This is a genomic window from Paenibacillus sp. RC73 (assembly GCF_044908085.1).
GTDB lineage: Bacteria > Bacillota > Bacilli > Paenibacillales > Paenibacillaceae > Paenibacillus > Paenibacillus terrae_A.
Genome location: NZ_JBIYCV010000002.1, coordinates 580212 through 605165, shown reverse-complemented (window position 1 = coordinate 605165; position 24954 = coordinate 580212). Strand labels below are relative to the sequence as shown.

At 49.9% G+C, this 24954-nt stretch carries 21 protein-coding genes and 1 pseudogene; 8 read left to right on the top strand and 14 right to left on the bottom strand.

The genetic code is table 11. The features are described 5' to 3' along the window. Nucleotides 1-120 precede the first annotated feature (120 nt). The 6 genes from fdhF (at nt 121) to hydF (ending at nt 7909) form a co-directional block, all read left to right on the top strand. A complete protein-coding gene (gene fdhF, locus ABH897_RS06460) occupies nt 121-2283 on the top strand; it encodes a formate dehydrogenase subunit alpha (protein WP_404591388.1) in 2163 nt (720 codons plus the stop codon). Next, nucleotides 2280-2909 (top strand): 4Fe-4S dicluster domain-containing protein, encoded by a 630-nt coding sequence (locus tag ABH897_RS06455; RefSeq protein ID WP_404591386.1) that lies wholly within the window; start codon nt 2280-2282, stop codon nt 2907-2909. The genes fdhF and ABH897_RS06455 overlap by 4 nt, the downstream gene beginning before the upstream one ends. 33 nt (nt 2910-2942) lie before the next feature. Further along, nucleotides 2943-4445 carry a [FeFe] hydrogenase, group A gene (locus ABH897_RS06450; RefSeq protein ID WP_283652184.1) on the top strand — a complete coding sequence of 501 codons (1503 nt, stop codon included), beginning with the start codon at nt 2943-2945 and terminating at the stop codon, nt 4443-4445. A 183-nt stretch (nt 4446-4628) separates the two neighbouring features. Next, complete coding sequence (locus tag ABH897_RS06445) at nt 4629-5219, top strand: 4Fe-4S dicluster domain-containing protein (protein WP_283652185.1); 591 nt, start codon at nt 4629-4631, stop codon at nt 5217-5219. A gap of 1 nt (nt 5220) precedes the next feature. Then, the gene (locus ABH897_RS06440; RefSeq protein ID WP_404591384.1) at nt 5221-6669 is read left to right on the top strand and encodes an aspartate ammonia-lyase; all 1449 of its coding nucleotides are present in this window, start codon (nt 5221-5223) and stop codon (nt 6667-6669) included. After that, a complete protein-coding gene (gene hydF / locus ABH897_RS06435) occupies nt 6656-7909 on the top strand; it encodes a [FeFe] hydrogenase H-cluster maturation GTPase HydF (protein WP_404591382.1) in 1254 nt (417 codons plus the stop codon). Before ABH897_RS06440 ends, hydF begins: the two co-directional genes overlap by 14 nt. 112 nt (nt 7910-8021) lie before the next feature. Here the strand turns inward: hydF and hydG are convergent, their stop codons facing one another. From hydG to ABH897_RS06385, 10 genes are all read right to left on the bottom strand, one after another. After that, complete coding sequence (gene hydG / locus ABH897_RS06430) at nt 8022-9434, bottom strand: [FeFe] hydrogenase H-cluster radical SAM maturase HydG (protein WP_283652188.1); 1413 nt, start codon at nt 9432-9434, stop codon at nt 8022-8024. A gap of 76 nt (nt 9435-9510) precedes the next feature. Then, nucleotides 9511-10554 carry a [FeFe] hydrogenase H-cluster radical SAM maturase HydE gene (gene hydE / locus ABH897_RS06425; RefSeq protein WP_283656284.1) on the bottom strand — a complete coding sequence of 348 codons (1044 nt, stop codon included), beginning with the start codon at nt 10552-10554 and terminating at the stop codon, nt 9511-9513. A 246-nt stretch (nt 10555-10800) separates the two neighbouring features. Further along, complete coding sequence (locus ABH897_RS06420) at nt 10801-11259, bottom strand: alkaline phosphatase (RefSeq protein WP_283652189.1); 459 nt, start codon at nt 11257-11259, stop codon at nt 10801-10803. Nucleotides 11260-11474: 215 nt separating this feature from the next. Beyond that, nucleotides 11475-12614, bottom strand: a complete 1140-nt coding sequence (locus ABH897_RS06415; protein ID WP_404591380.1) for an amidohydrolase family protein — start codon at nt 12612-12614, stop codon at nt 11475-11477. After that, nucleotides 12604-13674, bottom strand: coding sequence for a pyridoxal-phosphate-dependent aminotransferase family protein (locus tag ABH897_RS06410; RefSeq protein ID WP_404591378.1), 1071 nt, complete (start codon nt 13672-13674; stop codon nt 12604-12606). Before ABH897_RS06410 ends, ABH897_RS06415 begins: the two co-directional genes overlap by 11 nt. Beyond that, nucleotides 13661-14443: an ABC transporter ATP-binding protein gene (locus ABH897_RS06405; protein WP_283652192.1), complete on the bottom strand. Its 783-nt coding sequence runs from the start codon at nt 14441-14443 to the stop codon at nt 13661-13663. The genes ABH897_RS06410 and ABH897_RS06405 overlap by 14 nt, the downstream gene beginning before the upstream one ends. Continuing rightward, nucleotides 14443-15123: an ABC transporter ATP-binding protein gene (locus ABH897_RS06400; RefSeq protein WP_404559544.1), complete on the bottom strand. Its 681-nt coding sequence runs from the start codon at nt 15121-15123 to the stop codon at nt 14443-14445. The genes ABH897_RS06405 and ABH897_RS06400 overlap by 1 nt, the downstream gene beginning before the upstream one ends. Nucleotides 15124-15197: 74 nt before the next feature. Then, nucleotides 15198-16064: an ABC transporter permease gene (locus ABH897_RS06395; protein WP_283652194.1), complete on the bottom strand. Its 867-nt coding sequence runs from the start codon at nt 16062-16064 to the stop codon at nt 15198-15200. Further along, on the bottom strand, nt 16061-17059 hold the full coding sequence (locus ABH897_RS06390; RefSeq protein WP_283652195.1) for an ABC transporter permease: 999 nt from the start codon (nt 17057-17059) through the stop codon (nt 16061-16063). Before ABH897_RS06390 ends, ABH897_RS06395 begins: the two co-directional genes overlap by 4 nt. Nucleotides 17060-17063: 4 nt before the next feature. Further along, nucleotides 17064-18665, bottom strand: a complete 1602-nt coding sequence (locus tag ABH897_RS06385) for an ABC transporter substrate-binding protein (RefSeq protein ID WP_404518954.1) — start codon at nt 18663-18665, stop codon at nt 17064-17066. Between the two features lie 272 nt (nt 18666-18937). Between ABH897_RS06385 and ABH897_RS06380 the strand changes: the two genes are divergently transcribed. After that, nucleotides 18938-19855, top strand: a complete 918-nt coding sequence (locus ABH897_RS06380; protein WP_014282033.1) for a LysR family transcriptional regulator — start codon at nt 18938-18940, stop codon at nt 19853-19855. A gap of 339 nt (nt 19856-20194) precedes the next feature. Here ABH897_RS06380 and ABH897_RS06375 read toward each other — a convergent pair whose 3' ends face one another. The 4 genes and pseudogenes from ABH897_RS06375 to ABH897_RS06360 form a co-directional block, all read right to left on the bottom strand. Next, a complete protein-coding gene (locus tag ABH897_RS06375) occupies nt 20195-20335 on the bottom strand; it encodes a hypothetical protein (protein WP_162833909.1) in 141 nt (46 codons plus the stop codon). A 205-nt stretch (nt 20336-20540) separates the two neighbouring features. Continuing rightward, the gene (locus ABH897_RS06370; protein ID WP_283652198.1) at nt 20541-20960 is read right to left on the bottom strand and encodes a hypothetical protein; all 420 of its coding nucleotides are present in this window, start codon (nt 20958-20960) and stop codon (nt 20541-20543) included. A 234-nt stretch (nt 20961-21194) separates the two neighbouring features. Further along, nucleotides 21195-22477: pseudogene (locus ABH897_RS06365) on the bottom strand (helix-turn-helix domain-containing protein). 32 nt (nt 22478-22509) lie between these two features. Further along, nucleotides 22510-23328 (bottom strand): carbon-nitrogen family hydrolase, encoded by an 819-nt coding sequence (locus ABH897_RS06360; RefSeq protein WP_283652201.1) that lies wholly within the window; start codon nt 23326-23328, stop codon nt 22510-22512. A gap of 176 nt (nt 23329-23504) precedes the next feature. On the opposite strand from ABH897_RS06360, the gene ABH897_RS06355 reads away from it, so the two are divergent. Continuing rightward, on the top strand, nt 23505-24686 hold the full coding sequence (locus ABH897_RS06355) for a pyridoxal phosphate-dependent aminotransferase (RefSeq protein WP_283656285.1): 1182 nt from the start codon (nt 23505-23507) through the stop codon (nt 24684-24686). Nucleotides 24687-24954: the final 268 nt, after the last annotated feature.

Here is a 24954-nt window from a genome sequence, read left to right as displayed (position 1 = left end):
GCTTGTCTCCTCGCCTGCGGATAAGCCAGTACAGGATGCAGCGTGAAGCGGCATTTTTGTATTGGCTTTTTTTCATGTTACGAGCTTCATCTATTTCATATAAAAAGAGGTGCTGCACACATGGCAGACAAGGTATTGACCGTATGTCCCTACTGCGGAAGCGGTTGTCAGCTTCATTTGCTGGTGGACAAGGGACAGGTAATTGGCGCAGAGCCGGCTGGTGGTCGTACAAACGAAGGAACACTGTGTCTGAAAGGACATTATGGATGGGATTTTCTGAATGACCCGCAAATCCTAACCGCACGCTTGCGCAAGCCCCTGATTCGAAAAAATGGAGTCATGGAGGAAGTGGAGTGGGAAGAAGCCATTCAATATACCGCTGAACGCCTTTTAGCAATCAGGGAAAAATACGGACCCGATTCCATTATGGGAACAGGCTCCGCACGTGGTCCGGGAAACGAAGCGAATTATGTCATGCAAAAGTTCATGCGGGCGGTCATTGGCACGAACAATATTGACCATTGCGCTCGTGTATGCCATGGCCCTTCTGTGGCTGGTTTGACATACTCACTCGGGGACGGAGCCATGTCCAACTCCATTCCTGAAATTGAACACTCTGATCTTATTTTCGTGTTTGGGTATAATGCACCCGAAACACATCCGATCGTCGCAAGACGCATTGTAGCTGCCAAGCAAAGAGGTGCCAAAATTATTGTATGCGATCCGCGCATGACTGAAACTGGACGCATTTCAGATATGTGGCTACCTCTAAAAGGCGGTTCGAACATGGCTTTGGTGAATGCTTTTGGTCATGTGCTTGTACATGAAGGACTGTACGACAAACGATATGTGGAAGCAAACACAGAAGGCTTTGCCGAATACGTAGAAAGCATTAAAAAATATACACCTGAATATGCAGAAGGCATTACGGGGGTCAAGGCGGCTGACATTCGAGCAGCTATGAGGGAATATGCAAAGGCCCCTACCGCTACAATTCTGTATGGAATGGGCGTATGTCAATTTTCACAGGCCGTTGACGTGGTAAAGGGACTCGCTTCTCTTGCACTGTTGACCGGAAATCTGGGCAAGCCGAATGTGGGGATTGGGCCTGTGCGGGGGCAAAACAATGTCCAGGGCTCCTGCGACATGGGCGCATTGCCGAATGTATATCCTGGTTATCAGGAAGTAACGGATAGCACGGTTCGCAAAAAGTTTGAAAAAGCATACGGTGTTGAGCTGCCGCGTAAAAAAGGATATCCCCTTACGGAGGTGCCACACCTCATCCTGAAGGAGAACAAGCTGAAAGCTTATTATATTTTCGGCGAGGACCCTGTACAAAGCGATCCGAACGCCGCCGAGTTACGTGAAGCGCTAGACCAATTGGAATTTGTCGTGGTGCAGGATATTTTCATGAATAAAACGGCGCTGCACGCCGATGTCATCCTCCCTTCTACCTCCTGGGGCGAACATGATGGTGTGTATTCCTCGGCAGACCGCGGCTTTCAGCGCATTCGCAAAGCGGTCGAGCCACAAGGTGACGTAAAGCCGGACTGGGCCATTATTAGCGAAGTTTCTACCGCCATGGGCTACCCTATGTCCTATGCAAACACAGAGGAAATTTGGGATGAAATGCGTAGCCTCTGCCCGTTATTCGCTGGTGCCAGCTACCAAAAAATGGAGGAACAAGGTGGCGTACAGTGGCCCTGCCCTACAGAGGATCATCCAGGCACACCGTATTTGTACAAAGGTAATCAATTTTCCACTCCTAATGGCAAAGGCCGATTATTTGCCTGCGAATGGCGTCCGCCGCAAGAACAGCCGGATGCGAAATTCCCGCTTGTCTTATCTACAGTCCGTGAAGTGGGGCATTATTCCGTACGCACCATGACCGGTAACTGCCGTGCGCTGCGCCAGTTAGCTGATGAACCGGGCTTTATACAAATTAGTCCGGAAGATGGAATCGATCTGAATATTCTCGATGGCGAAATTGTCGCCATATCCTCCCGTCGTGGACGCATTATGGCACGAGCGCAGATTAGTGACCGTGTGCAACAAGGCGCGACCTATATGACCTATCACTGGTGGGTTGGAGCATGTAACGAGCTGACCGCTGATTTTCTCGATCCGGTATCTAAGACCCCGGAATTAAAATACTGCGCCATTCGGCTGGAACGGATCGCCGACCAAACACAGGCCGAGCGTGATGTACATGAATCGTACCAACGGATTCGCAGACAGATGAACGTCCAGGAAGCTGTTTTGGCGGATAAGGTGACGAGATGAGCGGGACACGAAACGCGCTGAGTCGTCCGATGAGTAGAATGGGAGCAGCCGATAGAACAAGCGCTGTCGCCTCTTCCTTTGTGGTCGCAGATGCCGGGCACTGTATCGGCTGCAAAGCCTGCGAGCTGGCGTGCTTCGCCGTTCACAGTCAAACTAACGGCATAGGCGCTTCGGTCGGAACCGTCAGCGTGCCTGTCGTACCTAAGGTGTATGTTGTACGCGCCGGGGATACGTATGTGCCTGTGCAATGCCGGCATTGTGAGAATGCGCCCTGCGCACATGCCTGTCCGGTTCAGGCCATTCGACAGGAGAACGGTGTGGTTATGATTGATGAGGAGCTGTGCATCAGCTGTACCTCTTGTGTTTTGGCCTGTCCCTTCGGGGCCATTGAGGTATCTATCGTCTACCGGGAAGGACGCGTCATGACGCAGCCCGGCTTGACTGATCGTGCCGCTCACAAGGCTCTCCCCCGGACTGCCGCAGGCAAATGCGACCTCTGCGCAGACACAAACGGAGGACAGCCTGCCTGTGTAGAAGCCTGTCCAAACGATGTACTACGGCTGGCTATAGTCGAGTCCGATCCGCTTCCCGAGCGTCGGCGGGAAGTCTTCTTCCCTCGCCTGTAAGGCCAAAATCAGCCGCAGAAAGGTAGAAAAAAGATGTCCATAACAACTAACAATGCCTCTTCGGCTCCTTGTATGGAGACGACGGATTACACCAACCCCATTATTCATATTGATCCCAGTATGTGTACCGGGTGCAGACGCTGTGCAGGGGTTTGTCCGGTAGATGCCATAGAAGGACAGCCCGGAGAGCCGCAAACCGTGAACGCAGACCGCTGCGTGATCTGTGGCCAATGTGTACAAATATGCAGCGTATACGCATCCGATTGGGCAGGTTCATCCCCACAGGAAGCCGCCAGCAGACGACAGGAGCGCTTGCGTGAGCGCGATATGCCTGCTGACATCGGAGAACCGCTATTCGCTGCCTATTATAGCGGTAGCCTGAATAAGGTAACCGACATGATGACGAAACCGGGACAGTTTCGGATCGTCCAATGTGCTCCAGCCATTCGCGTTTCAATCGCAGAGGAATTTGGTATGCCATTTGGCACGCTCACACCAGGTAAAATGGCTGCGGCCCTGCGCCGTCTTGGCTTTGATCGGGTATATGACACCAACTTTGGAGCTGATGTCACCATTATGGAGGAAGGCACCGAGCTGATTCGTCGTGTAACCGAAGGTGGGCCGCTACCGATGTTTACCTCCTGCTGTCCGGCATGGGTTCGATTCGCCGAGATTGAATATCCCGATCTTTTGGACCATCTATCCAGCTGCAAATCCCCTATGCAAATGCTAGGCTCGCTGGTCAAAACCTATGGTGCCCAACTGGACGAGGTGGAACCTGCGAACATTTATAGCGTCGCAATCATGCCTTGTACCTGCAAGCAATTCGAATGTGATCGTCCTGAAATGGAATCCGACGGGTACCGTGACGTGGATGAGGTACTGACAACGCGTGAACTGGCATACTGGATCAAGAAAAGCGGCATTGATTTTATGAATCTGCCAGATGAAGAATTCGATTCACCGCTAGGACGTTATTCAGGAGCAGGGTCCATTTTTGGTGTAACCGGAGGCGTTATGGAAGCCGCCATCCGTACAGGCTACGAGCTGCTGACGAATGAAAAGCTACCGAAGCTCCAACTGGATTTTGTACGCGGTGAGGAAGGCATTCGAGTCGCTGAGGTTCAGGTGGGTGAGCTGGAACTCAAGGTAGCGGTCGTCGCGGGGCTGCAACATGCCTATGGGCTGCTGGATCGTGTGCAGGCAGGCGAATGTGATTATCATTTTATTGAGGTAATGGGCTGTCCTGCCGGATGTATTAGCGGAGGCGGTCAACCCAAGCTCATGCTGGAAAAACACCGGATTGAAGCTTACCGGGCACGCAAATCCTCTATTTATGGACATGATGCGGGGCTTCAGGTGCGAAAATCACATGAAAACCCTCACATTATTAAGCTGTACGATGAATTTTTAGGTGAGCCGCTTGGTCATGTTTCGCATCATCTGCTGCACACGACCTTCCAAAAGCGCGGACCAGGCAAGCAAAGTCGTAGCTGTGATGCTCCCGCTAAAGAGACAGGTAGCTCCATTCATTAGCACGTTAAGTTAAAAGGGTGAACCATTGCGGCATCCTGCCTCTCCATGCTTAAAAAGAAGCTGCCTAGTCTTATCTGTGTTCATCCTATGCTCATCATGTTCTGCACCAACAAATTGCATTTTTAAACTTTTTCATACTGTACCCATTGTATTTTGTCGTTAGTTAGAAAGGAGTCGAGTTGTATGAACCGCTTTGTTTTAGCTGATCCCGATCAGTGTATCGGTTGTCGTACCTGTGAAATCGCATGTGTCATCGCACATTCAGCAGGTAACCCTTTTATCTCGCCGGATGATGAGTTTCATTTTCATCCGCGTCTAAAGGTCATCAAATCTATTGGGGTCACTGCCCCTGTCCAATGCCGTCACTGTGAGGATGCCCCCTGCGCCAACGCTTGTCCGAACGGTTCCATTACGAACGCGGACGGCTGCATTCTCATTAACAGCGAGAGCTGCATAGGCTGTAAAACCTGTATGATCGCCTGCCCATACGGCGCTATTACCATGGTACCTGAATATCGGGACGGGCGGCCTGTAGTACAGGATGGACTGTACAGCAATGTGTCAGGACGTTTGCAACCCAAAGAGCGAATGATTGCCAGCAAATGTGATCTGTGTGAAGGTGTAGAGGGTGGTCCCGCCTGCATTGGAAAATGCCCAACACGTGCCCTCAAGCTGGTTGAGCCTGATCTGGTTCACGCCCGTATTGAGGAAAAACGTGCTGCGAGCGCACGCCAGTTACTGCATATGACGCGCATTCCAGCAACGGGTCTATGACATGACTGAAGCCTTTCCTCTGCAAAAGGATACGCGAACCGAGCGGGATGCGCTAGGGGAAATGGAGATTCCCGCCAATGCCTGTTACGGCATTCATACCGCACGTGCAATGAACAACTTTGCGGTCAGCGGCAGACCTGTAAATCAAAAACTGATTCACGCGCTAGTACTGGTGAAGAAAGCAGCCGCTCAGGTGAACTGTGAGCAAAATCGACTCCCTCCCCACCGGGCGGCTGCAATGATAGACGCCTGCGATGAATTGCTCGCCGGGCGGCATCTGGATATGTTCACAGTCGATGCCCTGCAAGGCGGTGCAGGTACCAGCACCAACATGAACGTCAACGAGGTCATTGCTAATTTGGCGATTATGCGGCTTGGTGGAAAACCCGGACAGTATGAGCTAGTACATCCTCTGGATGATGTGAACTGCTGTCAGTCCACGAACGATGTTTATCCGACAGCATTACGAATTGCTGCCATTCGACTGCTTCGTCCTTTATGTGACGCGATGGCTTCGTTACAAGAGTCTTTACAGCACAAAGAAACGGAATATGCCGATCTGCTCAAGCTAGGTCGCACACAGCTAATGGATGCCCTACCCATGATGGCGGGGCAAGGCTTTGGTGCTTACGCAAAGGCCGTGGCACGTGACCGCTGGCGTCTCTACAAAGCCGAGGAACGGCTGCGGGAAATCCCTATTGGTGGTACGGCGATCGGCACAGGCATGAATGCGCCTCGTGCTTACAGCTATCGGATGGTTGAGAAACTGGCGGACGAGACTGGCTTTGGGCTATGCCGAAGTGACCACCCGATGGACCCGATTCAGAATATGGATGTCTTTGTGGAGGTATCCGGTCTGCTCAAATCCGCTGCTGTGAACCTGTTCAAAATATCAGGCGATTTTCGCCTGCTGGCCTCTGGTCCTCTCGGCGGTATTGGCGAGTTCACTCTACCTCCAGTTCAGGCCGGATCATCCATTATGCCTGGCAAGGTTAATCCGGTGATGGCTGAACTGGCCGGACTAACGGCGTTGCGCGTGATAGCCGAAGATGCAGCGATTACTATGGCGGCTGCCTCCGGGCAGCTAGAGCTAAACGCGTTCCTGCCGCTGATTGCCGAATCGCTGCTGGCATCGCTACATATTCTGGACGCCGCGGTTCGGCTGTTCGATGAACGATGTGTACGCGGTCTGATCGTATGCGAGGACCGCTGTTCAGCTAATCTGCGTAACTCCGCTGTGATGGCTTCTGCGCTGGTCGCGGAGCTTGGCTATGATGAAGCTGCCTTCATTACCTCAGCAGCCATTGCGCAGGGCCGCACACCGGAGGATATTACCGAAGAACGCGGCCTGCTGACACGCTCGCGCATTGAGCAATTGTGCCATCCCTATACAGTAACCAAGCCCGGTATTCCGGGGCAGGAAGAAGGAATTCACGATGGGAATGAATGATACTCCCCGTAGCAACCGACCGCACATCACCCTGCTCGGTCGCCGCAACGCTGGCAAATCCAGCATTCTGAACACCCTGACCGGCCAGCCCGCCGCCGTGGTATCTCCCATAGGAGGAACGACCACGGACCCGGTTTTCAAGCCGATGGAGCTGCTCCCTGTTGGCCCCATTGTTCTGGTGGATACCGCCGGACTGGACGATGAGGGTGAGATCGGAGCACTGCGCCGCAACAAAACGCTAGAAATATTAAATAGCACGGATCTGGCGCTGCTAATCATCGATGCTACTACTGGGGTTAGCGCATTCGAACATGGATTACTTGAAAAGCTGCGTGCCAAGAAGATTCCCGTCGTTGGTGTATTAAACAAGACGGACATCCTTGCAGAAATAGAGAAAATAACCGCAACGCTGGGGGCTGAACTGGATTTATCCCTGATTCCTTTCAGTGCCTCTAAGCAATGGGGAGACGCGGAAGTGAAAAAGGCCATCATGGATGCCCTTCCGCAAAACGAGGATCGTTTCCGTATCGTCGGTGACCTGCTATCGCCCGGCGATTTTGTCGTGCTGGTCGTTCCAATCGACAAAGCTGCGCCAAAGGGCCGACTGATTCTGCCACAGCAGCAGACGATCCGCGATACATTGGAGAGCGATGCCATTGCCGTAGTGACTAAAGAGCATGAGCTACGGCTGACGTTGGAGCGCCTGGGGCGCAAGCCCCGCTTGGTCATTACCGATTCACAGGCTTTTATGAAGGTAGCCGCAGATACTCCCAAGGATGTGCCCCTGACCTCCTTTTCCATCCTGTTCGCCCGTCATAAAGGTGACCTTGATGAACTCGTACGAGGTGCAAGAGCCATTGACCGTCTCAAGGATGGCGACCGCGTACTCATTGCCGAAGCCTGTACGCATCAATGTCAGTCTGACGATATCGGTCGTGTGAAAATCCCCCGTTGGCTCCGTCAAACGATAGGCAAACGTCTCATCATCGAGCATGCATCCGGTTCCAGCTTTCCTGATGATCTAAGCGAATATGCGCTGGTTATTCACTGCGGGGCATGCATGCTCAATCGACGTACCATGCTGCACCGGATGGCAGAAACGGAAGCCGCCGGGGTACCCATTGTGAACTATGGTATTTTCATCGCCTTCGTGCAGGGGGTCTTCCCCCGTGCCATCGAATGCTTCCCATCCGCTATGCTGGCATGGGAGCAAGCCGTTGGTGCTGGCAGCCATTCCTGAATGAGACGAATCATTGAAGCAACCAATTCCGCCCCATACACGCAAAAGCAGCCGCGCTGACTCTCACGCGGCTGCTTTTTATTTGCCAAATTCCAAAGAAAAGATCGATATTCTAAAAATACAAATCCCGCTCGCCCGCTTCCAAGCGTTCCAGCTTTCCCAGTGTCAAACGACGTGACGATTCATGCGGAATACGCTCCAAATTATCACGCAGGGCGGCAGCTCCCAGCTCACGTGCCTCTTCATCTCCATAATCCAACAGGTACTCCTGAAAGGTCAGCAGCGAATTGGGCTGGCATACGTTGTGAATCTGGCCTGATTTGGCCAGCTCCATGAACCGATCTCCGGTTCTTCCTTCGCGATAGCAGGCTGTGCAATAGCTTGGCATATATCCGCCACGACACAGACTTTTGATGATTTCCACCGGCGAACGATGATCCCCGACCTCGAACTGGGGTTTATCTTCCGTATCCTGTTTTGCATAAGCCCCTACACCCGTAGCTGAACCTGCACTAATTTGTGACACACCCAGACCAATAACACGGTCTCTGTATTCCGGTTCTTCACGTGTAGACAAAATCATACCTGCATAAGGCACAGCCAGTCGGAGAACGGACACAATTTTCATAAAATCCTCGTCGTTGACCAAATACGGATAGCGCTCCAGATCCACATTTTCAGCCGGACGTAACCGTGGAACCGAAACCGTGTGAGGACCACAGCCAAACACTTCCTCCAGATGCTCAGCATGCTTAAGCATAGCTATCGTCTCATAACGGAAATCGTATAAACCATACAGCACACCAATACCCACATCGTCTATCCCTGCTCGCATAGCGCGGTCCATGGCAGTCGTGTGCCAGTCATAATTCCGTTTTGGCCCTTGAAGATGATATTTGCGGTAGCTTTCGCGATGATACGTTTCCTGGAACAAAATATACGTACCAATTCCTACCTCTGCCAGCTTCCGATAGTCTTCTTCGGTTGTGGAAGCAATATTGACGTTGATTCGGCGTATGCTGCCATTGTCCACTTTAACCTCATAAATCTGACGCAGACAATCTACGATATAATCAATCGGACAATTGAGCGGATCTTCCCCCGCTTCCAGTACGAGGCGCTTATGCCCCAACTCCTGAAGCACTCTGACCTCCTCGACCAGTTCCTCCGGTGTCAAACGGCTGCGGGTAAAGCTGTCATTGGTATGCTTATAGCCGCAGTATTCGCAGTTATTGACACAGTGGTTACTTACATATAGGGGGGCAAACAGTACAATCCGATTGCCGTAAATCTGCTCTTTCACCGCCCGTGAGGATCTAAACATTTCCTCCAGCAGTTCAGGATCATCCACATGCAAAAGAGCCGCCGCTTCAGTCGCACTCAATCCCCGGCAAGCTCTTCCCTTCTCCAAAATGTCTAAAATACGGTTTCGATCTGTTGCTTCCTGCTTTCCCTGCTCCACCGCTGCCATAATCTCTGCCTCATTAATGAAATCCGCCGACACTTTCTCCCGTACTTCACTCACGTAGATCCATCTCCCTTATTTTGGTGAGGATTTCGCAAAATCCTATGGTTACCTACTATTTTTTAGTTCAGCCCCATCATTGACTTAGGAGCTGTCGCTGCACCCTCAAACTATCACCACGCCCCATATCGACTTCAAACCCCGCTCCACGGATGCGCAGCTCCAGGCAATGTCGACATTGGGCAGATTCATCACCCAAGCATATTTTATTTTCATAAATGGCATACTTCGGCCTCACTGCAAGTGGCGACAAATTGGGCATAACTACATTCGCTCCCGCCTGTAGCGCCTTCTCCCGACCTTGGGGATGGATCGTTCCCATCGCTGTCGAAGCAGGAATAAGCGCATCTGGAACGACCAACCGGGACAACGAAACAATATCCAGCGCCTTTTCCATGCTTCCCTGACTGGCATCCCGGAGCGGCGTGTTGCTATGCGGTAAAAACGGTCCAATCCCGATCATATCCGGCGACAAGCTGTGCAAATAGACCAAATCGTCTGCCAAATCACTGTTCGTTTGTCCCGGTAAACCAACCATACATCCAGCCCCGATCTGAAATCCGATTCGCTGCAAGGCCAGCAGACGACTGCGCCTGCTTTCTATCGTCATCGTCGGATGCAGCTTGGCGTACAAACGCGGTGAAGCCGTCTCATGCCGCAGCAAAAAGCGGTCCGCCCCCGCCTCGTATAATAGCGCATAGGTTTCATCATCCCGCTCACCAATGGACAGTGTAACGGCCACATCGGTAAAACGGCTTTTGATCTCCCGAATCAGTTTCGCCAGCCGGGCTGCTGTGAACCAGTAATCTTCGCCGCTTTGCAGGACAAAGGTCCGATATCCCAGCTCATACCCTTCCGCGCAACAGGCCAAAATTTCTTCCGGTTGCAAACGGTAGCGATCCGCCTGCTTATTCGAGGCCCGTAGCCCGCAATACATGCAGTCCTGACGACATATGCTGGAGAACTCAATTAATCCACGTAAAAAAACACCTTTACCGTAACGCTCCATTTTGATGCGAGCTGCCAGTTTTCGTAACTGTGTCCGCACCGTCGGTTCTTCCTCCAGACATACCAGCAGCTCCGTCATTTCCGTATGCGTCCATTCCTTGCCGTCAGCCAGACGCAGTAATAATTCGTCCGTGACTCATCCCTTCTTCCCTCGTCCATCTGGACTCCACGTCGTCAGCAGCTTGTACCGTACATGTATTATTCTAGCAACATCAGAGGGAATAGAACGTGACTAGCTTCACAAAAAATCCCATTTTCTGAATATAAACTCCAGCTTCTGCCGCAAAAAATACATATTTACCGCAACAAAAAAAGCTGTTTCTCCTTTAATGGAAGAAACAGCTTCTGATCAAGCTTATTATTGAATTAAATCAACCGCCTGCTGTTCCAGTCCGAGTACACGTGTCATGTATTTATTGACATCCGTGTTGTCGATCACGCCGGACGGACGATCTCCGTTCGGCGTATAAGTGTACAGCACAACATCACCACCCGTATGACCACCTGTAGTCCAGCCAATATTTGCGCCTTTGCTAATGATCGGTCCGACTGCATAGTTCACGCTGCCTTCTTTGGCATCTTTGATCGTTTTTACTTCCTCATCCGTCAGATCCGTAATACCAAAATACGTGGACAGCACTTCTTTAATGTTGCTGCGATCTGCATCCAGCTTGGCTTCCAAGCCTTCACCTGCTGGAGCGGAATCTGCAATCGGAGCATCCGCAGAATGCGTGCGCACCATACCACTTGCCATGCTGTCTAACGTTAAGGAAGAACCTTTATACCATCTAGCCAGTGCAGTGGCATCATTAGCCATACCGTCTGGAATGAGAATAATTACATACTGCTAACATCATGGTTGCTACGAGTGCAGCCACCGATTTTTTCGTATGTATCCCCCAACACTTTAACATTCAATTTCCCCCCCAGACACTTTATTGTACAATCAGAACTAAGTTTAATCATACTTTGTCAGGAGAATGTTAAGGGGATTGTCTAACTATATTAAAGGTGCTCTCTGGAGTATTGGTCTCACTCAAATTCCCCCTGAATTACCGATACGATACTTTCACGCAGTGCTTTGGCGTTTTGTGACTTATATGGATCAGCATTAAAAAGGATTGTATCTGCTGTGTAGTTTTCTTTTATACGTCCCAATCTGTCCCCATATCCCAAAATTTCAGCGGCGAATTCCGTGGCAGCCTGCCAGGCCTCTTTTCGAGTTAATCCACAGTCTATGAGTGTATCTAATTCCTCAAGGTTGCGTCCATGTAACGAAGGTGTGGCAAAATCTGTACCGAACGCAATTCGTACGCCTGCTCTTTTGGCATAGCTGACAGCTTTAGGATGGGCTTCGGCGGCGCGGGCGGCGCGATCACAAATTTCCCTGTCGAGTGAAAGAACTCCAGACGGGTCTGCAGCAATACGATAGATGGAAGCAGTAGGCACAAAGGCTGTCCTGGATTGCGCAAGCCGGTTGGCTTGATCCTCGGTCAAATACATTCCATGCTCTATAGATTCCACGCCAGCGTCGATAGACCAGTCCACAGTAGGTCCGCCCCAGGTATGAACCATGACTTTTATGTTACGTGCACGGGCGCTACGGACAATAAAAGAGAATTCTTCCTCAGAAAAAATCGGGTTCAGCACTGTATCTGGCGACGATCCTAGCCCCCCCGTTGCAAGAATTTTAATCCAGCTTGCCCCGGAATCAATAATTTCTGTTACCCGCCGTTCCAAATGCTTAAGACCCCGTGCATCTCCGGCTCCAAGCATATCACCACAGGTATAAACCCTTAAAGCCTGGCTGTAATGCTGACCTATATGCTTCACCGTACTTGGCAAAAGCCCACCTGCATCACGCACCGAAGTCACTCCAGCCCGGAAAGTAGCCTCAAAGGCTTGCGCCTGCATCACTTCGATCTCCAGTTCATCGCGCTTCTCCTGGTCAGTATGATTAAAATCCGTCCATGCCAAATGCGTATGAAGGTCAATTACGCCGGGGCTAATCCATAAGTCGCCATCTGGACTATTTTGTTGCGCGTACGGAGATACGGACTCTGCAATGGACGAAAAACGACCATTACTGATCGTAATATCGAATCGTTTCCCATCAATCCCCGCCACAAATATATTATGATATGTTAGCTCTTTTTGAATGTTATTTCTCATCTTTATTCCCCCAGATTGACCTTTGGGCCGCCAGCGCATGATCAGGATCCTGATGCATAAGCTCTGCAAGCGTCAGGATGGCTTCTTCAACGCTTTGCTGGTTTGCCTTCGCTCCAAAATGGTTAATTCGTAAGAGTTTATGATGCAATTCTCCGTCCCCGGGAGCGACAATACCTATGGGCTGTTCGATATTGAAATGGCTGCCTTGAGGAATCCGAACCGTTGTAGTCAACGTTGAGTAGCTGTCTTTGTTCCGCTGCCACGGCTCAAGGCCCAAGGCTTTAATGCCGGCAATTGCAGCGGATGTAGTTAAGCAATGGCGGCGGTTGACCGCTTCCAGTCCTTCTTCTTCAATAAGCTTTAATGCCTCTATCAGCGCCCGGGCTTCCAAAACAGGGATGTTGGCAGGAACTCGCACGGGAGTCACATGATTAGGGGAGCGCTTTAAGTCAAGCAAAGACAGAATGGAATTGCGCGGCGCATTTTCGTTGGAGGCCAGAAACTCCCAACCACGGGGAGAAATCCCCACAGCGCTGATCCCGTTAGGGCCGGCTAATGCTTTTTGCGCGCCCACAGCTACAAAATCGATTCCCCACTCGTCCATAAGCACCGGTTCGCCCCCGATTGCCGAAACTGAATCTATCACGGTTATAATATTTGACCGACGCGCAAGCTCCAATATTTCCCTTGTTGGATTGGAGCCTCCTGTGACCACTTCTGCCTGCACGAAAGAAAGCGCACATGGGTTATATCGCTCAATCGCTGCGGCGACTTCATCTACAGTTACCACTTCATCAAAAGATGTTTTGAGCTCGATGACTTCTGCTCCGCCGCGCGCAAGCCAGTTCCCGAAGATCGTTCCATAGGGACCTGTCACAATGTTTAGAATTGTACGGTCGGGCGCAGCTATGCCTGCTGCTATGGCTTCAATTCCCAGGATCGCCTCGCCCGGTATGATTACCGGAGATTCCTGGGTGGACAGGAGTTTGGAGAGCAAGTTAGTTAGCGTATCAAACTCCGATATTGTAAGAGGTACAAATCCTTTATTATTTTGACTCATAAATACCTCCTGCAGAATGGGATATTGGCATTTTGGGAACAGCGGACAAAAGCTCACGGCTATAAGGCGTTTCAGGACGAGAAAAGAATTTCTCCTTGGGGTTGATCTCAACCAGCTTCCCCTGCCGCATTACAGCAACAATATCGCTTATGGCATTTATAACTCCCAGGTCATGAGAGATAAAAAGCATCGTAAGATTAAGCTCCGATTTGAGTGTGCTCAACAGTTCAAGCATACTCCGTTGTACCGAAACATCCAGTGCGCTCGTTGGTTCATCTGCGATAAGTATGCTTGGCTCAACGCTCAATGCGCGGGCAATTGCTATCCGCTGACGCTGACCGCCGGAAAATTCGTGAGGGAATCTGCCAAGGGCGCTTTCATCGATGTGAACACGTGTAAGCAGTTCCCTACATCTCTTGTCCACTTGAGCGCGGTCAACAATCTTGTGAAAAAGCAAGGCTTCGGCAAGGATTTGCCTGATCGTATGCTTTGGATTTAGCGAGGAATCCGGGTTTTGGAAAACCATTTGTATTCTTTTATGCTGCTCCCGGCTCCGTCGCTTGCCCAGTACCTGAGAACCCAGCATGATCTGGCCCTCATCCGGGGCGATCAGCCCGGCTATTACCCGCGCGAGGGTAGACTTTCCTGAACCCGATTCTCCCACAAGACCAAGCGTGGTACGCTCCTGCAGCTCCAGGCTTACTTGATCAAGTGCGGTGAACTTACCATAAGCAACCGTTATATTTTCTATCCGCAAGGCTGTTTTCATCAATCGGCGCTCCTTTCAAGATCCGGGAGAGGAAGCACTGAGCTTATCAGCAACTGTGTATACGGATTTTGCGGGTTTTGTAAAAGGGGCAAAGTGTCTCCCCGCTCTATGATTCTTCCCTCTTTCATAACGCAAAGCTTTGAGCACATCGAAGCAGCTACGGCAAGATTGTGCGTAACAAACACCATGGCAAAACCCAACTCCTTTTGAAGACGTGAAATAACGTCAAGTATTTGCCGTTGAACCGTTACGTCAAGCGCCGTTGTTGGCTCATCACAAAGAAGGATGCCCGGCTTGCACGCCAAAGCCATCGCAATAACAATACGTTGACACTGGCCGCCTGAAAGCTGGCGGGGGTAACGGTCAGTATGCTTTAAGGAATCGGGAAGACCGAGCATTTCAAGCAGTTCCAAAGCTATTGTACGCGCCACCTTCCGGCTCACCTTCTGCCTGTAGTACACAACCTCGGCAAGCTGCCGGGCCACCGGGCAGAGAGGGTCAAGTGCCCTTATCGGGTCTTGAAAAATCATTGCGCATCTGCCATGGCTCCTGATATTCCCGCCAACCTGTTCAATCCCGGAGGGAAGCAACCCTATGATGGAGCGCAGCGTGAGCGATTTTCCAGATCCGGATTCCCCCACCAGTCCTATGCTTTCGCCCGCTTCAACTTTAAGACTCACATCGGTGACCAATTTATGATTCGATCGCGTCGCGAGCGACAAATTTTCCACTTCTAAAATTGGATTCATAGCATTCATTTTCTTCTCCATATATCTGCTAGCCCATCGCCCACAAGGGATAAGGCTATCCCCGTATATACCACCGCAAAGCCCGGGATTGCTGAAAGCCACCACTTTGTAGATATAAAGGGCTGCCCATCAGAAATCATCGTTCCCCAATCCGGAGTTGGCGGCGCAATGCCGATACCGAGATAGCCTAGCGTAACAATGGCCACAAGCAGAACAGCCATATCCGTCATAAGCACTACCACTGCTTGCGGTAGCACATTCGGCAGGAGATGGCGCAGTATGATTTTAATATTCGGGATTCCCAGTGTCTTGGCAGCGGCTATCCATTCCTGCTTGCGAAAGGATGCGCTAAGACCCTTGACCACACGAGCGTATACGATCCAGCCAACGAGAGCAAACGTAATATATATCCCCTGTTCACCCGTACCGCTTGCAAACGCCACTATAATGACAATCAAATAAAAAGGGAACGCAATCAACGTATCGGTCAAAAGCGTGATAACCGTGTCTACCCATTTACCATAATACCCGGCAAGCATTCCCAGAAACACCCCCATACAAAAAGGGATGATCTCCGCCAGCACCATAATCTTCAAATCAGTCCGTGCGGCATAGATCAGCCGTGTAAACAAATCACGCCCCAGTTGATCGGTTCCCAGCCAGTGTTCGAAGGACGGGGGTTGTAAAGTTGCCGAAATATTTTGATCAGAAGGCTGGTAGGGGCTAATAACCGGTGCGAACACTGCAATACCTATGAGTAACGCAAACATAATACTGCCCCATAAAAGAGATGGAGTATTTAGTATTTTTCCCCAAGAGCGGTTGCTATGACCCGCCTTCTGATTCTGAATATCTAATTGCGTGCGTTTCATTGTTCTCCTTTCGTCCTGGGATCAAGATACCCAGAAGCAACCTCAATCACGAAGCCGATGATGACCACAGATAGCGCACAATAAAGAGCAATCCCCTGTATAACAGGAAAATCCCGGTTTGAAATGGCTGAAAATAACAGGCTTCCGATACCCTTTAGACCAAAAACCTGTTCAATTACCAACGTGCCGCCCATCAGGTAGGCAATGTTTACGCCAAGCAGCATAAGCGCGGGAAGAGCGGAATTGCGCAGGACATGCTTTATCAGTATAACCCGGCCGGGGATTCCCGCTGCCTTCAAGGTTACAACAAAATCAGATTCCAGCACTTCCAGCATCTGCGCTCTTAAAGAACGAACGAGCGAAGGAATTTGCGACAATCCGACAGTTATCGCAGGAAGGGCGAGACTGTACAAGATTCCAAGCCAGCCCTCGCCGACTCCCCCAACGGGAAACCAGCGAAGCCGAACGCTAAATACCAGAATCAGTAGCAGTCCAACCCAAAAAATCGGCATACCGAGCGTTACAGCAGGCAAGATGCGTATCATATGGTCAAGCAGTCCGTCTTTATGTGTTGCCGCAAGGGTGGCCAGCACCAGCGAAACAATGATGGCAAAAAGACAGGTCATTGCAATGAGCAGCAGCGTCACGGGGGCCCGCTCTGCAATCAATTCTCTTGAAGAAGTCTCAAAAACAATCGAAACGCCGGTATCACCGTGTGTAAAGAAATTGTGCACAAAGCCTATAAACTGCTCCCAAAGAGAACGATCCAGCCCCAACCTATGACGCATACTCTCAATAGCCTCAGCTGTGGCGTATTCCCCCAGAATCATTTTGGCGGGGTCTCCCGGCACCAGCCTTATGATGAAGAAGACTGCCACCACCACACAGATGACTACTGATGCCGCTCTTATCATAGCGCGTACGAGCCATTTGTGTGGGGAAGTAGGATTTGCACGTAATCCGGCAGACTTTTTAAATAAATTGTGGGCCGTCAAGGATCTAATTACCTTTCACACGTACATCTTCAAAACGAACGCTGTTATTAGGAAGCACGATCAGGCCATCAATGGAAGAACGAACACCTTTCAGAATATCCGGATAATAGAGCGGGATGTAAGGCACCTCATCTGCAAGGATTTGTTGAAGCTTGGCGTAAATTCCCGCACGTTCTTCCCCATCAGGTGTTTTTTGCCCCTCGTGCAGGAGCTTGGTAACTTCATTGTTCGTGTAATGAGTCCAATACGACTTGCTAAAGCCTTCCGGGTCTGTCTGGAAAGCGAGGATCGAGTTGGCTTCTGGAGAATCCGCCTGTCCGCTGTTGATCATTGCCGAAAAATCATAGGCAAAGAAACGCTCGCGGAATGAGGCCAACTCAACAGATTCGATTTGAATGTCTATGCCGATCGTTTTGGCGGCCGCCTGAATAATCTGTGCCTCCTGAGTTCTTGAGTTGTTTCCAGAGGCAATAAGCAATTTTGTAGAAAACCCATTAGGGAACTTTGATTTTGCAAGCTCTGCTTTGGCAGCGTTCGTATCAAAGCTGAGCGCTTTAATTGTATCGTTCGTGTTGTAGGGAATGGCTGGCGGCAAAAGCGAATTGGCTGGCTTTGCGAAACCAAAGGTAACCGCATTGGTCAATCCATTACGGTCAAGTGCCAACGCCAGCGCACGGCGAACGTGCACATCCGAAAAATGTTTGTCCAGGGTATTGAAGAACAATTGCTCTGTCACCCAGCTTCCATTGGTCGCCACCTTGGTATCCGTACCTTGTTTTAATTCATTTACATTTTCAAGAGCTACAGACTCAATAGCATCAATCGCGCCAGCCTTCAGCTGGTTAATCGCTTGGCTGTCATCTTCAATGAGCTTGTAGACAAGCTCATCGATATATGGCTTGCCTTTCTGCCAATAGTATTTATTTTTGCTGAAAGTAAGATCACCGGCAGAATCCCATTTCTTAACGACGAAGGGACCGGTACCGACCGGATTCTTGAAGAATTCTTTTTCCGAGACGCCGCCGAAACCCTTTGGAAGGATACCATTGGAAAAGTTTGAGAGTTCAGAAATAAACGGCGTATACGGCGCTTTAAGCTTAATTACGAGTGTTTTTTCATCTTTAGCCGAAAGCGAAGCCACCTTTGCAGCTATTGCAAGAGGACCTCCTACATTCAAATGACGCTGAATTGAAAAAACTGCGTCCTTGGCAGTAACTCCGGTTCCGTTTGAAAACTTCAAGCCATCGCGCAAAACAAAAGTATAGGTTAAACCATCTGCGCTTATACTGTGCGACTCTGCAAGCCAATCCACAATCTTTCCATCACTGTTAAAGGCGACCAGCGGCTCAAATACTTTGTCGATAGCAAAAGCATTATTTGATGTAATCTGATTGTGCAAATCAAACGAGGTTACGGAAGCCGGGCGACCATATGTAAAGGTTCCCCCTTCTGCGGGTTGATCAGCGGTTGTGCTTGGGTTAGTTGCGTTTGTATTTTTACCTGCATCATTTTTGGAGCCAGAGCATCCTGCCACGAGAACCAGTAAAAGAAATACTAAAGATCCAACCAAAAACGGCTTCCTAAAAGATACAATAAGTTTGGACATCTCATTTTCCCCTTTTCCCCAATAAAACATATTGTTTTAATATGAATAGTATTATGGATGAACCCATTTGCCATGTCAAACAGAATTAAATACCATAATTTAAAAAATCAAAGATAAAAGTAAACATAGGGATTTTCCAGCTTGTGAACACATGGAGTTCATTTGGGATTGGGATTTTGATCTAAATATTGTATAATAAGCACATGGTGTAATAGATAAATCTTATAAGCCGACAACCATTATAAAAGTGTATAAAAGGGGTCTATAACTCGATGGAATTCAGACAGCTTCAATACACCCTGCAAATTGCAGCGGAAAAAAACTTCTCACGCGCAGCGGAAAAGCTGCACATTGCCCAGCCTTCCCTGAGCCAGCAATTGTCCAAACTGGAAAAAGAGCTTGGGGTGCTGTTATTTCAACGCAATACAAGCGCGGTGGAATTAACGCATGCAGGAGCAAGCTTTGTGGAAAAAGCGAAAAAGATCGTCGACGCCGTCGAGCAACTCCGACAGGAAATGGACGATATTTCTCAGTTGCGTAAAGGGAAGGTTGTCGTCGGTAGTATGCCTATCACGGGTTCCCATTTGCTGCCGCATGTGCTGCCTGTGTTTAAGAAAGCTCACCCTGACATTGAAATTGTTTTGGTCGAGGATTCATCCATGAATCTGGAGAAAAAAACAGCCAGCGGCGATACCGACCTCAGCCTGCTTTCTCTCCCATTGGTAGAACCGACACTTTCCTATGTGCCCATCGGTGAAGAATGGATTGATCTTGCTGTTCCCCCGGGTCACCCGCTGGCTCTGCGCAAAAACGGCGACCAGCCGCAGCCTGTGCATCTGGAAGAGCTGAAAGACGAACCTTTTGTCGTCCTGAAAAAAGGGCAAGGCTTCCGCAAGCTGACGATGGACTTGTGCCATCAAGCGGGCTTTGAGCCGAATGTGGTGTTTGAAAGCACCAATATGGAAACCCTCCAATCGCTCGTAGCAACAGGGATGGGGGTAACACTCGTACCTCGTTTTATCGCCCGGGCTGCCAGTAGCGAATTTGTTCCGGCATTGCTGCCACTGGCTGAACCGACGCCAAGCCGCACGCTGGCTATTGCATATCGGAATGGACGTTATTTGTCCAAAGCCGCCGAGGCTTTTATTGAAACTTTCCGTGAAACGGTCAAACAGCTTTCCGAAAAGTAGTCTCACGTAAAAAGACCGTCTTCCTCCCCAGCCAAAGCCAGAGAAGAAGACGGTCCTGGGGCTACACCCCTATACATTCCAAATTTAATGTTCAGTTCCATTAGGTTCGATTACAATGTTGCTATGCTGCTCCACCTGGTTTCAACGAACCTTATTTCAAGTTCACTTGAATTCCATGTCAGCCTCGCCTGATTACCTTACACTTGCTCGGAAACTCCACTTTATCCACCCCGCATCACTTCTTTCCTTAAGGTCTCATGCCCTGGTTTCCCAAGAATGTCCTACCTCAGTTCCAATGTGCTGTGTGATCCCAAAGTGTCTGTCCTCGCCTTGTAGTGATCAGGGTCGCCCTGAATCTGGTGGACTTTTATCCTGATCATAGCCCATTTCGTGATTATTGCCGACAACCTGCCTATTTAAGCCTCTCGGCCGTGACAGGCCATCCCTATTCGCCAGTTCGGATCTACTTTGGTTATCCATCGTTATCAACCTCCTGGTGTCGGGATACTATTATAATACACCTATGGGCTGTATCTGAAACAGGAACGCTAATATTTTTTTATCAGGAAGAACCAAACGCTTGCTGTACGTCCGCTATAATGTTTCCTGCTGTAACTTGGAGAGTTGGGAAGAGAAAACATCCTTTTGTATGGTTACCTTAAACGTGTCGCCATTGCTTTTTGGGTCAGGCTGTGATCAAACCCATATAGATCAGCTCGGATGGATTAGCCGGATTGCTGCCCAGGCCGACCGTATCACCTGTACGTGGAATTTGCAGCTTGGATACGAGCGTTTCCAGTGTCTTTTGGTATCTGTTGCCGTTGGCTTCCGTCACGTCCAGCATGAGTACCACAATCGGGTCAAAATTCACGAGCTTCCCGGTATCTGTCACGGAAATGACAACCGCAGTCGCCGCCATCGCCAAGCCTCCGTTAGCTGCGATTTGAGCCTGCTTTGCCGAGTTTAGACTTTGATGGATCTGCTCACGATGCTCTTTGGGTACAAAACCCTTCATAAACAATCCCGACAAGCCTTTATTCATCAATTGATCTGCTTGCTCCAAAGCATCCTTTTGTTTTTTCTTTTTACCGAAAAAGTTCATCATGTGGTTGCACCTCGTTTTTTGTATTGTCGATCCTTATGTATTCAGTATATGAGGCCCTATCCGGCATCACAATACGTTTTGGCGCATACAAACAAACCGGAAAAACAGGAGCTTTAACCTGTATTTTTCCGGTTGATTTTTGAACAATGGACGTTTTACACAAAACTTTGCGCGATTTGAAGCATTCTTTCGCTCGATCAGCCAACTGTTTTGTGAAAAATGAGTGATTTCAGACTATTTTTTGCGTAGAAGATAGACCAATTTCCGATAATACGCCGAGGATTCCTTATAGCGACGACTGTCCTCGGATACGACTGCGAGCGTTTCATACAATTGTTCAAGCCGACCCGGATGCTGTAAAGCTTCAAAATAAGGCAAGCATTGCAGCGCATACGTCCAAAAAGCGTCCCGATCTCCTTTCGCAAGCGCCAACTGACTTTCATAAAAATAAAGCCCCATCTGCTGATCCGTCGTCAGGCTTGTTTGGAGCAGTTGATCCAAATGCTGTGACAGCAGTCCCCAGTTTTTACGGGTAAACGCAATTTCGCAGCGATACACCAGCGTCACGGGCCGCATCAGTTGCTGCATTTCCTCCCGTTCCCGGCTAACCAGCGCTTCAAAACGCGCCACTTCCTCTAAGGCCTTATCCAGCTCGTTAATCGACGTCAGCATAATAATCCGGTTGTTCAAAATGGTTGTAAGCATATCTGCCGCATTTTCCAAATAGGCCAGATTGGCTTCCGCCATAGACAGCGTTAACAACGCTTCCTGTACGGAACCCATAGCAAAACAATACCCGCTGTAAGCCACATATAGGCCCGTCAAACGGTGAAAAAGACGATCATCATACACCCTTCTCATCGTCTGCTCGAATACCTGCTTCGCCTGATCAAATTGTTTGACCTGAATGCAGGCTTCCATCGTTATATTTTGTGCGTTCAGCCAGTTTTCCGTGCCCTCTTCTACCAGAAGACTCAGCTGTGTAACGTTATTAAGTACATCATGATAATGATTTTTGGATCGGAAATACTGGATTTTATAAAATAAAATTGCTTTTTTCAGCGGCGCTGGCAGCTCCACCTCATCCGAACGCCCAAACTTCTCCAAATAAAAATTCAAATAGGACTGGTGCAAATATTCATAAGCCGTCGGATCATTTAACTGCTGAAAATAGACTGCCTTCATCAAGTAGGCTGTCATCTCCACCACAAGCGAGTCGTTGCGATATCCTCCAACTGATCCACAAAGCTTTCCGTAGCGGGATTAGCCAGCTTGGACAACTCCGTAAAAATCATATCCGCTGTAGCCAGCGTCTGCTCATCCTCTGCGGCTGCACGCAACAGGTAGGACGGTCTTACTCCCAGACGCTCAGCAATTTGCTCCGCCAAATCCTCTGCCAACGGATAACGATCTGCCAAAATATTCGCAAAATGTGCCGGGGTCACCAGCCCGTCCACCAGCTCCTTGCGGGACAAGTTTTTCTTTTTACACAAAAATTCAATTCGTTCCTTGAGCATGGACGTTTCCTTTCTGATTAAAGGTTGCCAAATTACAGATCATACAGAGAAGGACGACGGTCCTCGAATACTGGAATACGCCCACGTACGTCCTGCACCAAGGCTGACTCAATCGTTCCTGTGATGATGCCCTCCTGCTCCCCGCCCTCGGCAATAATTTCCCCCCACGGATCAATAATGAGGGAATGCCCGAAGAAATCCGAATCCCCGCTGCGACCTACCCGGTTACAGGCGATGACGTACATTTGATTTTCAATAGCCCGTGCAGTCAGCAACGTGCGCCAGTGATGAAGACGGGGATGTGGCCATTCCGCAGGTACGATAAGCAGATTTGCGCCAGACAGGGCCAGACTGCGCGCTAGCTCGGGAAAGCGGATGTCGTAGCAGATCGACGCACCCGCCTGAATCCCTCCATCCAGCGTGAATAAAACCTTTTCCTCGCCAGGCTGCAAATATTTTTCTTCATCCATAAGGCGGAACAAATGAATCTTGGAATATGAAGCAACCTCTGCGCCTGTCCGATCAAAAACGAGCATCGTATTGTACACATGACCGTCGCTTTTCTTCTCCGCTATAGATCCGGCTACCACGTTCACCTGATGAGTAGCAGCGAATGCCGATATCCATTCCCGGGTTTCCGCTCCTTCCTGATCCGCCAGCTCATGAATGCGATCCAGCGCATACCCCGTGTTCCACATTTCCGGCAGTACAATCAGGTCCGGCTTCAATTTGGCTGTCACCGCTTGTTCCATTAACGAACGAATATGACTGCGGTTTTCCGGTGGATTGCCCAGCTCAATATGAGCTTGTATGAGTGCAACATTGAACGGCTGAGCTTCATGATATGTCAAAATCGTTCATCCTCCCTGTGAACCGGAGCTTCCGGTGAGCGCTTGTCCGGCATTTTCTCCCATCATAGCCCGACCAGCCTCTACCACGCAACCGCATAGGTTTAATCCCCTCTATACAACTTGGTTAAATCGTGATAAATTAATCCTCAAACTATTCCAAAAGGTCGTGTGAAATGATGAGTAATTTTTCCATTCCCTCCGCTGATGTGATGAAGCAGTTACCGACTCAATTTTTTGCCTCACTCGTACAAAATGTAAATCGTGAAATTGCGGAAGGGCATGATGTCATTAATCTTGGACAGGGGAACCCGGATACACCTACCCCACCTCATATTGTAAAAGCCTTGCAGGAATCAGCGGATAACCCGCTGTATCATAAATATTCGCCTTTTCGCGGTTACGGCTTTCTCAAGGAAGCCGTTGCCCAGCGCTATCAGGAGGATTACGGCGTAACACTTGACCCGGAAACCGAGGTCGCCATCCTGTTTGGCGGAAAAACAGGCTTGGTGCAGCTACCGCAAGTCTTACTCAATCCCGGTGATGTGTGTCTCGTTCCAGATCCCGGCTACCCGGATTACTGGTCTGGCGTAGCCCTGGCTAAAGCGGAAATGTCCTTTCTCCCATTAAAGGAAGAGAACCGTTTTCTGCCCGATTATGAGGCTATTTCCGAGGAAGGCCGCCGTCGCGCCAAGCTGATGTTCCTCAATTATCCGAATAATCCGACCTCGGCCACCGCGCCTCTTTCCTTCTATGAGGAAACGGTTGAATTTGCGAAGCGTAACGGCATTGTGGTGGCCAGTGATTTTGCCTATGGCGCTATCGGCTTTGACGGCGAACGTCCGGTGAGCTTCCTTCAGGCCGAGGGGGCCAAGGACGTAGGGATTGAGTTTTATACCCTGTCCAAAACGTACAATATGGCGGGCTGGCGCGTCGGTTTCGCGCTCGGTAATGCCGAAATCATCTCGATGATTAATCTGCTTCAGGATCATATTTATGTAAGCCTGTTTGGCGGCATTCAGGCAGCGGCGGCCACTGCTCTCACGTCCTCGCAGGACTGCGTGGGCGAGCTGGTTGCACGCTATGAATCGCGCCGCAACGCTTTTTATGATGCGCTTGGGCAAATTGGCTGGAAGGCGACGCGTCCAAGCGGCTCCTTTTTTAGCTGGTTGCCCGTGCCGCAGGGCTATACCTCAGCTTCCTTTGCCGATCTGCTGCTGCGGGAAGCCAAGGTGGCTGTCGCTCCAGGGATCGGCTTCGGTAACGGCGGCGAAGGATATGTGCGGGCGGGGCTGTTAAGCTCGGAAGCTCGACTGACCGAGGCGGTTGAACGAATTGGCAAGCTGAACCTGTTTGGTTAAGCCGTATTTTCCAGCTACAACTTCTTTGCCAAACCCGACCTTTTCATGGTATTCTGTTACCAATATCATTAAGCGCGTTGAAGGGACTATTAAGAGAGAATCGTCCTGTTCAGAGAGTAAATTCCGATAGGCTGCAAGAATTTACCTGGACCCTCTCCCAACTCCTATCCCCGAGCGCCCTGCGCAGTCAGGCGGTTCCTGCCGTTAACAGGTTTCAAGTGGGATGATCATGAATCATCAATGAAGGTGGTACCGCGGAAGCACAAAC

What these genes read in the sequence shown, in the direction of transcription:
- hydF (WP_404591382.1), top strand. Translation starts at nt 6,656, where the DNA reads ATGGGAATGAATGATACTCCCCGTAGCAACCGACCGCACATCACCCTG.
- ABH897_RS06440 (WP_404591384.1), top strand. Translation starts at nt 5,221, where the DNA reads ATGACTGAAGCCTTTCCTCTGCAAAAGGATACGCGAACCGAGCGGGAT.
- ABH897_RS06410 (WP_404591378.1), bottom strand. Translation starts at nt 13,674, where the DNA reads ATGAGTCAAAATAATAAAGGATTTGTACCTCTTACAATATCGGAGTTT.
- ABH897_RS06450 (WP_283652184.1), top strand. Translation starts at nt 2,943, where the DNA reads ATGTCCATAACAACTAACAATGCCTCTTCGGCTCCTTGTATGGAGACG.
- ABH897_RS06395 (WP_283652194.1), bottom strand. Translation starts at nt 16,064, where the DNA reads ATGAAACGCACGCAATTAGATATTCAGAATCAGAAGGCGGGTCATAGC.
- ABH897_RS06355 (WP_283656285.1), top strand. Translation starts at nt 23,505, where the DNA reads ATGAGTAATTTTTCCATTCCCTCCGCTGATGTGATGAAGCAGTTACCG.
- ABH897_RS06370 (WP_283652198.1), bottom strand. Translation starts at nt 20,960, where the DNA reads ATGATGAACTTTTTCGGTAAAAAGAAAAAACAAAAGGATGCTTTGGAG.
- ABH897_RS06385 (WP_404518954.1), bottom strand. Translation starts at nt 18,665, where the DNA reads ATGTCCAAACTTATTGTATCTTTTAGGAAGCCGTTTTTGGTTGGATCT.
- ABH897_RS06445 (WP_283652185.1), top strand. Translation starts at nt 4,629, where the DNA reads ATGAACCGCTTTGTTTTAGCTGATCCCGATCAGTGTATCGGTTGTCGT.
- ABH897_RS06405 (WP_283652192.1), bottom strand. Translation starts at nt 14,443, where the DNA reads ATGAAAACAGCCTTGCGGATAGAAAATATAACGGTTGCTTATGGTAAG.
- fdhF (WP_404591388.1), top strand. Translation starts at nt 121, where the DNA reads ATGGCAGACAAGGTATTGACCGTATGTCCCTACTGCGGAAGCGGTTGT.
- ABH897_RS06375 (WP_162833909.1), bottom strand. Translation starts at nt 20,335, where the DNA reads ATGGATAACCAAAGTAGATCCGAACTGGCGAATAGGGATGGCCTGTCA.
- ABH897_RS06380 (WP_014282033.1), top strand. Translation starts at nt 18,938, where the DNA reads ATGGAATTCAGACAGCTTCAATACACCCTGCAAATTGCAGCGGAAAAA.
- ABH897_RS06420 (WP_283652189.1), bottom strand. Translation starts at nt 11,259, where the DNA reads ATGGCTAATGATGCCACTGCACTGGCTAGATGGTATAAAGGTTCTTCC.
- ABH897_RS06415 (WP_404591380.1), bottom strand. Translation starts at nt 12,614, where the DNA reads ATGAGAAATAACATTCAAAAAGAGCTAACATATCATAATATATTTGTG.
- ABH897_RS06455 (WP_404591386.1), top strand. Translation starts at nt 2,280, where the DNA reads ATGAGCGGGACACGAAACGCGCTGAGTCGTCCGATGAGTAGAATGGGA.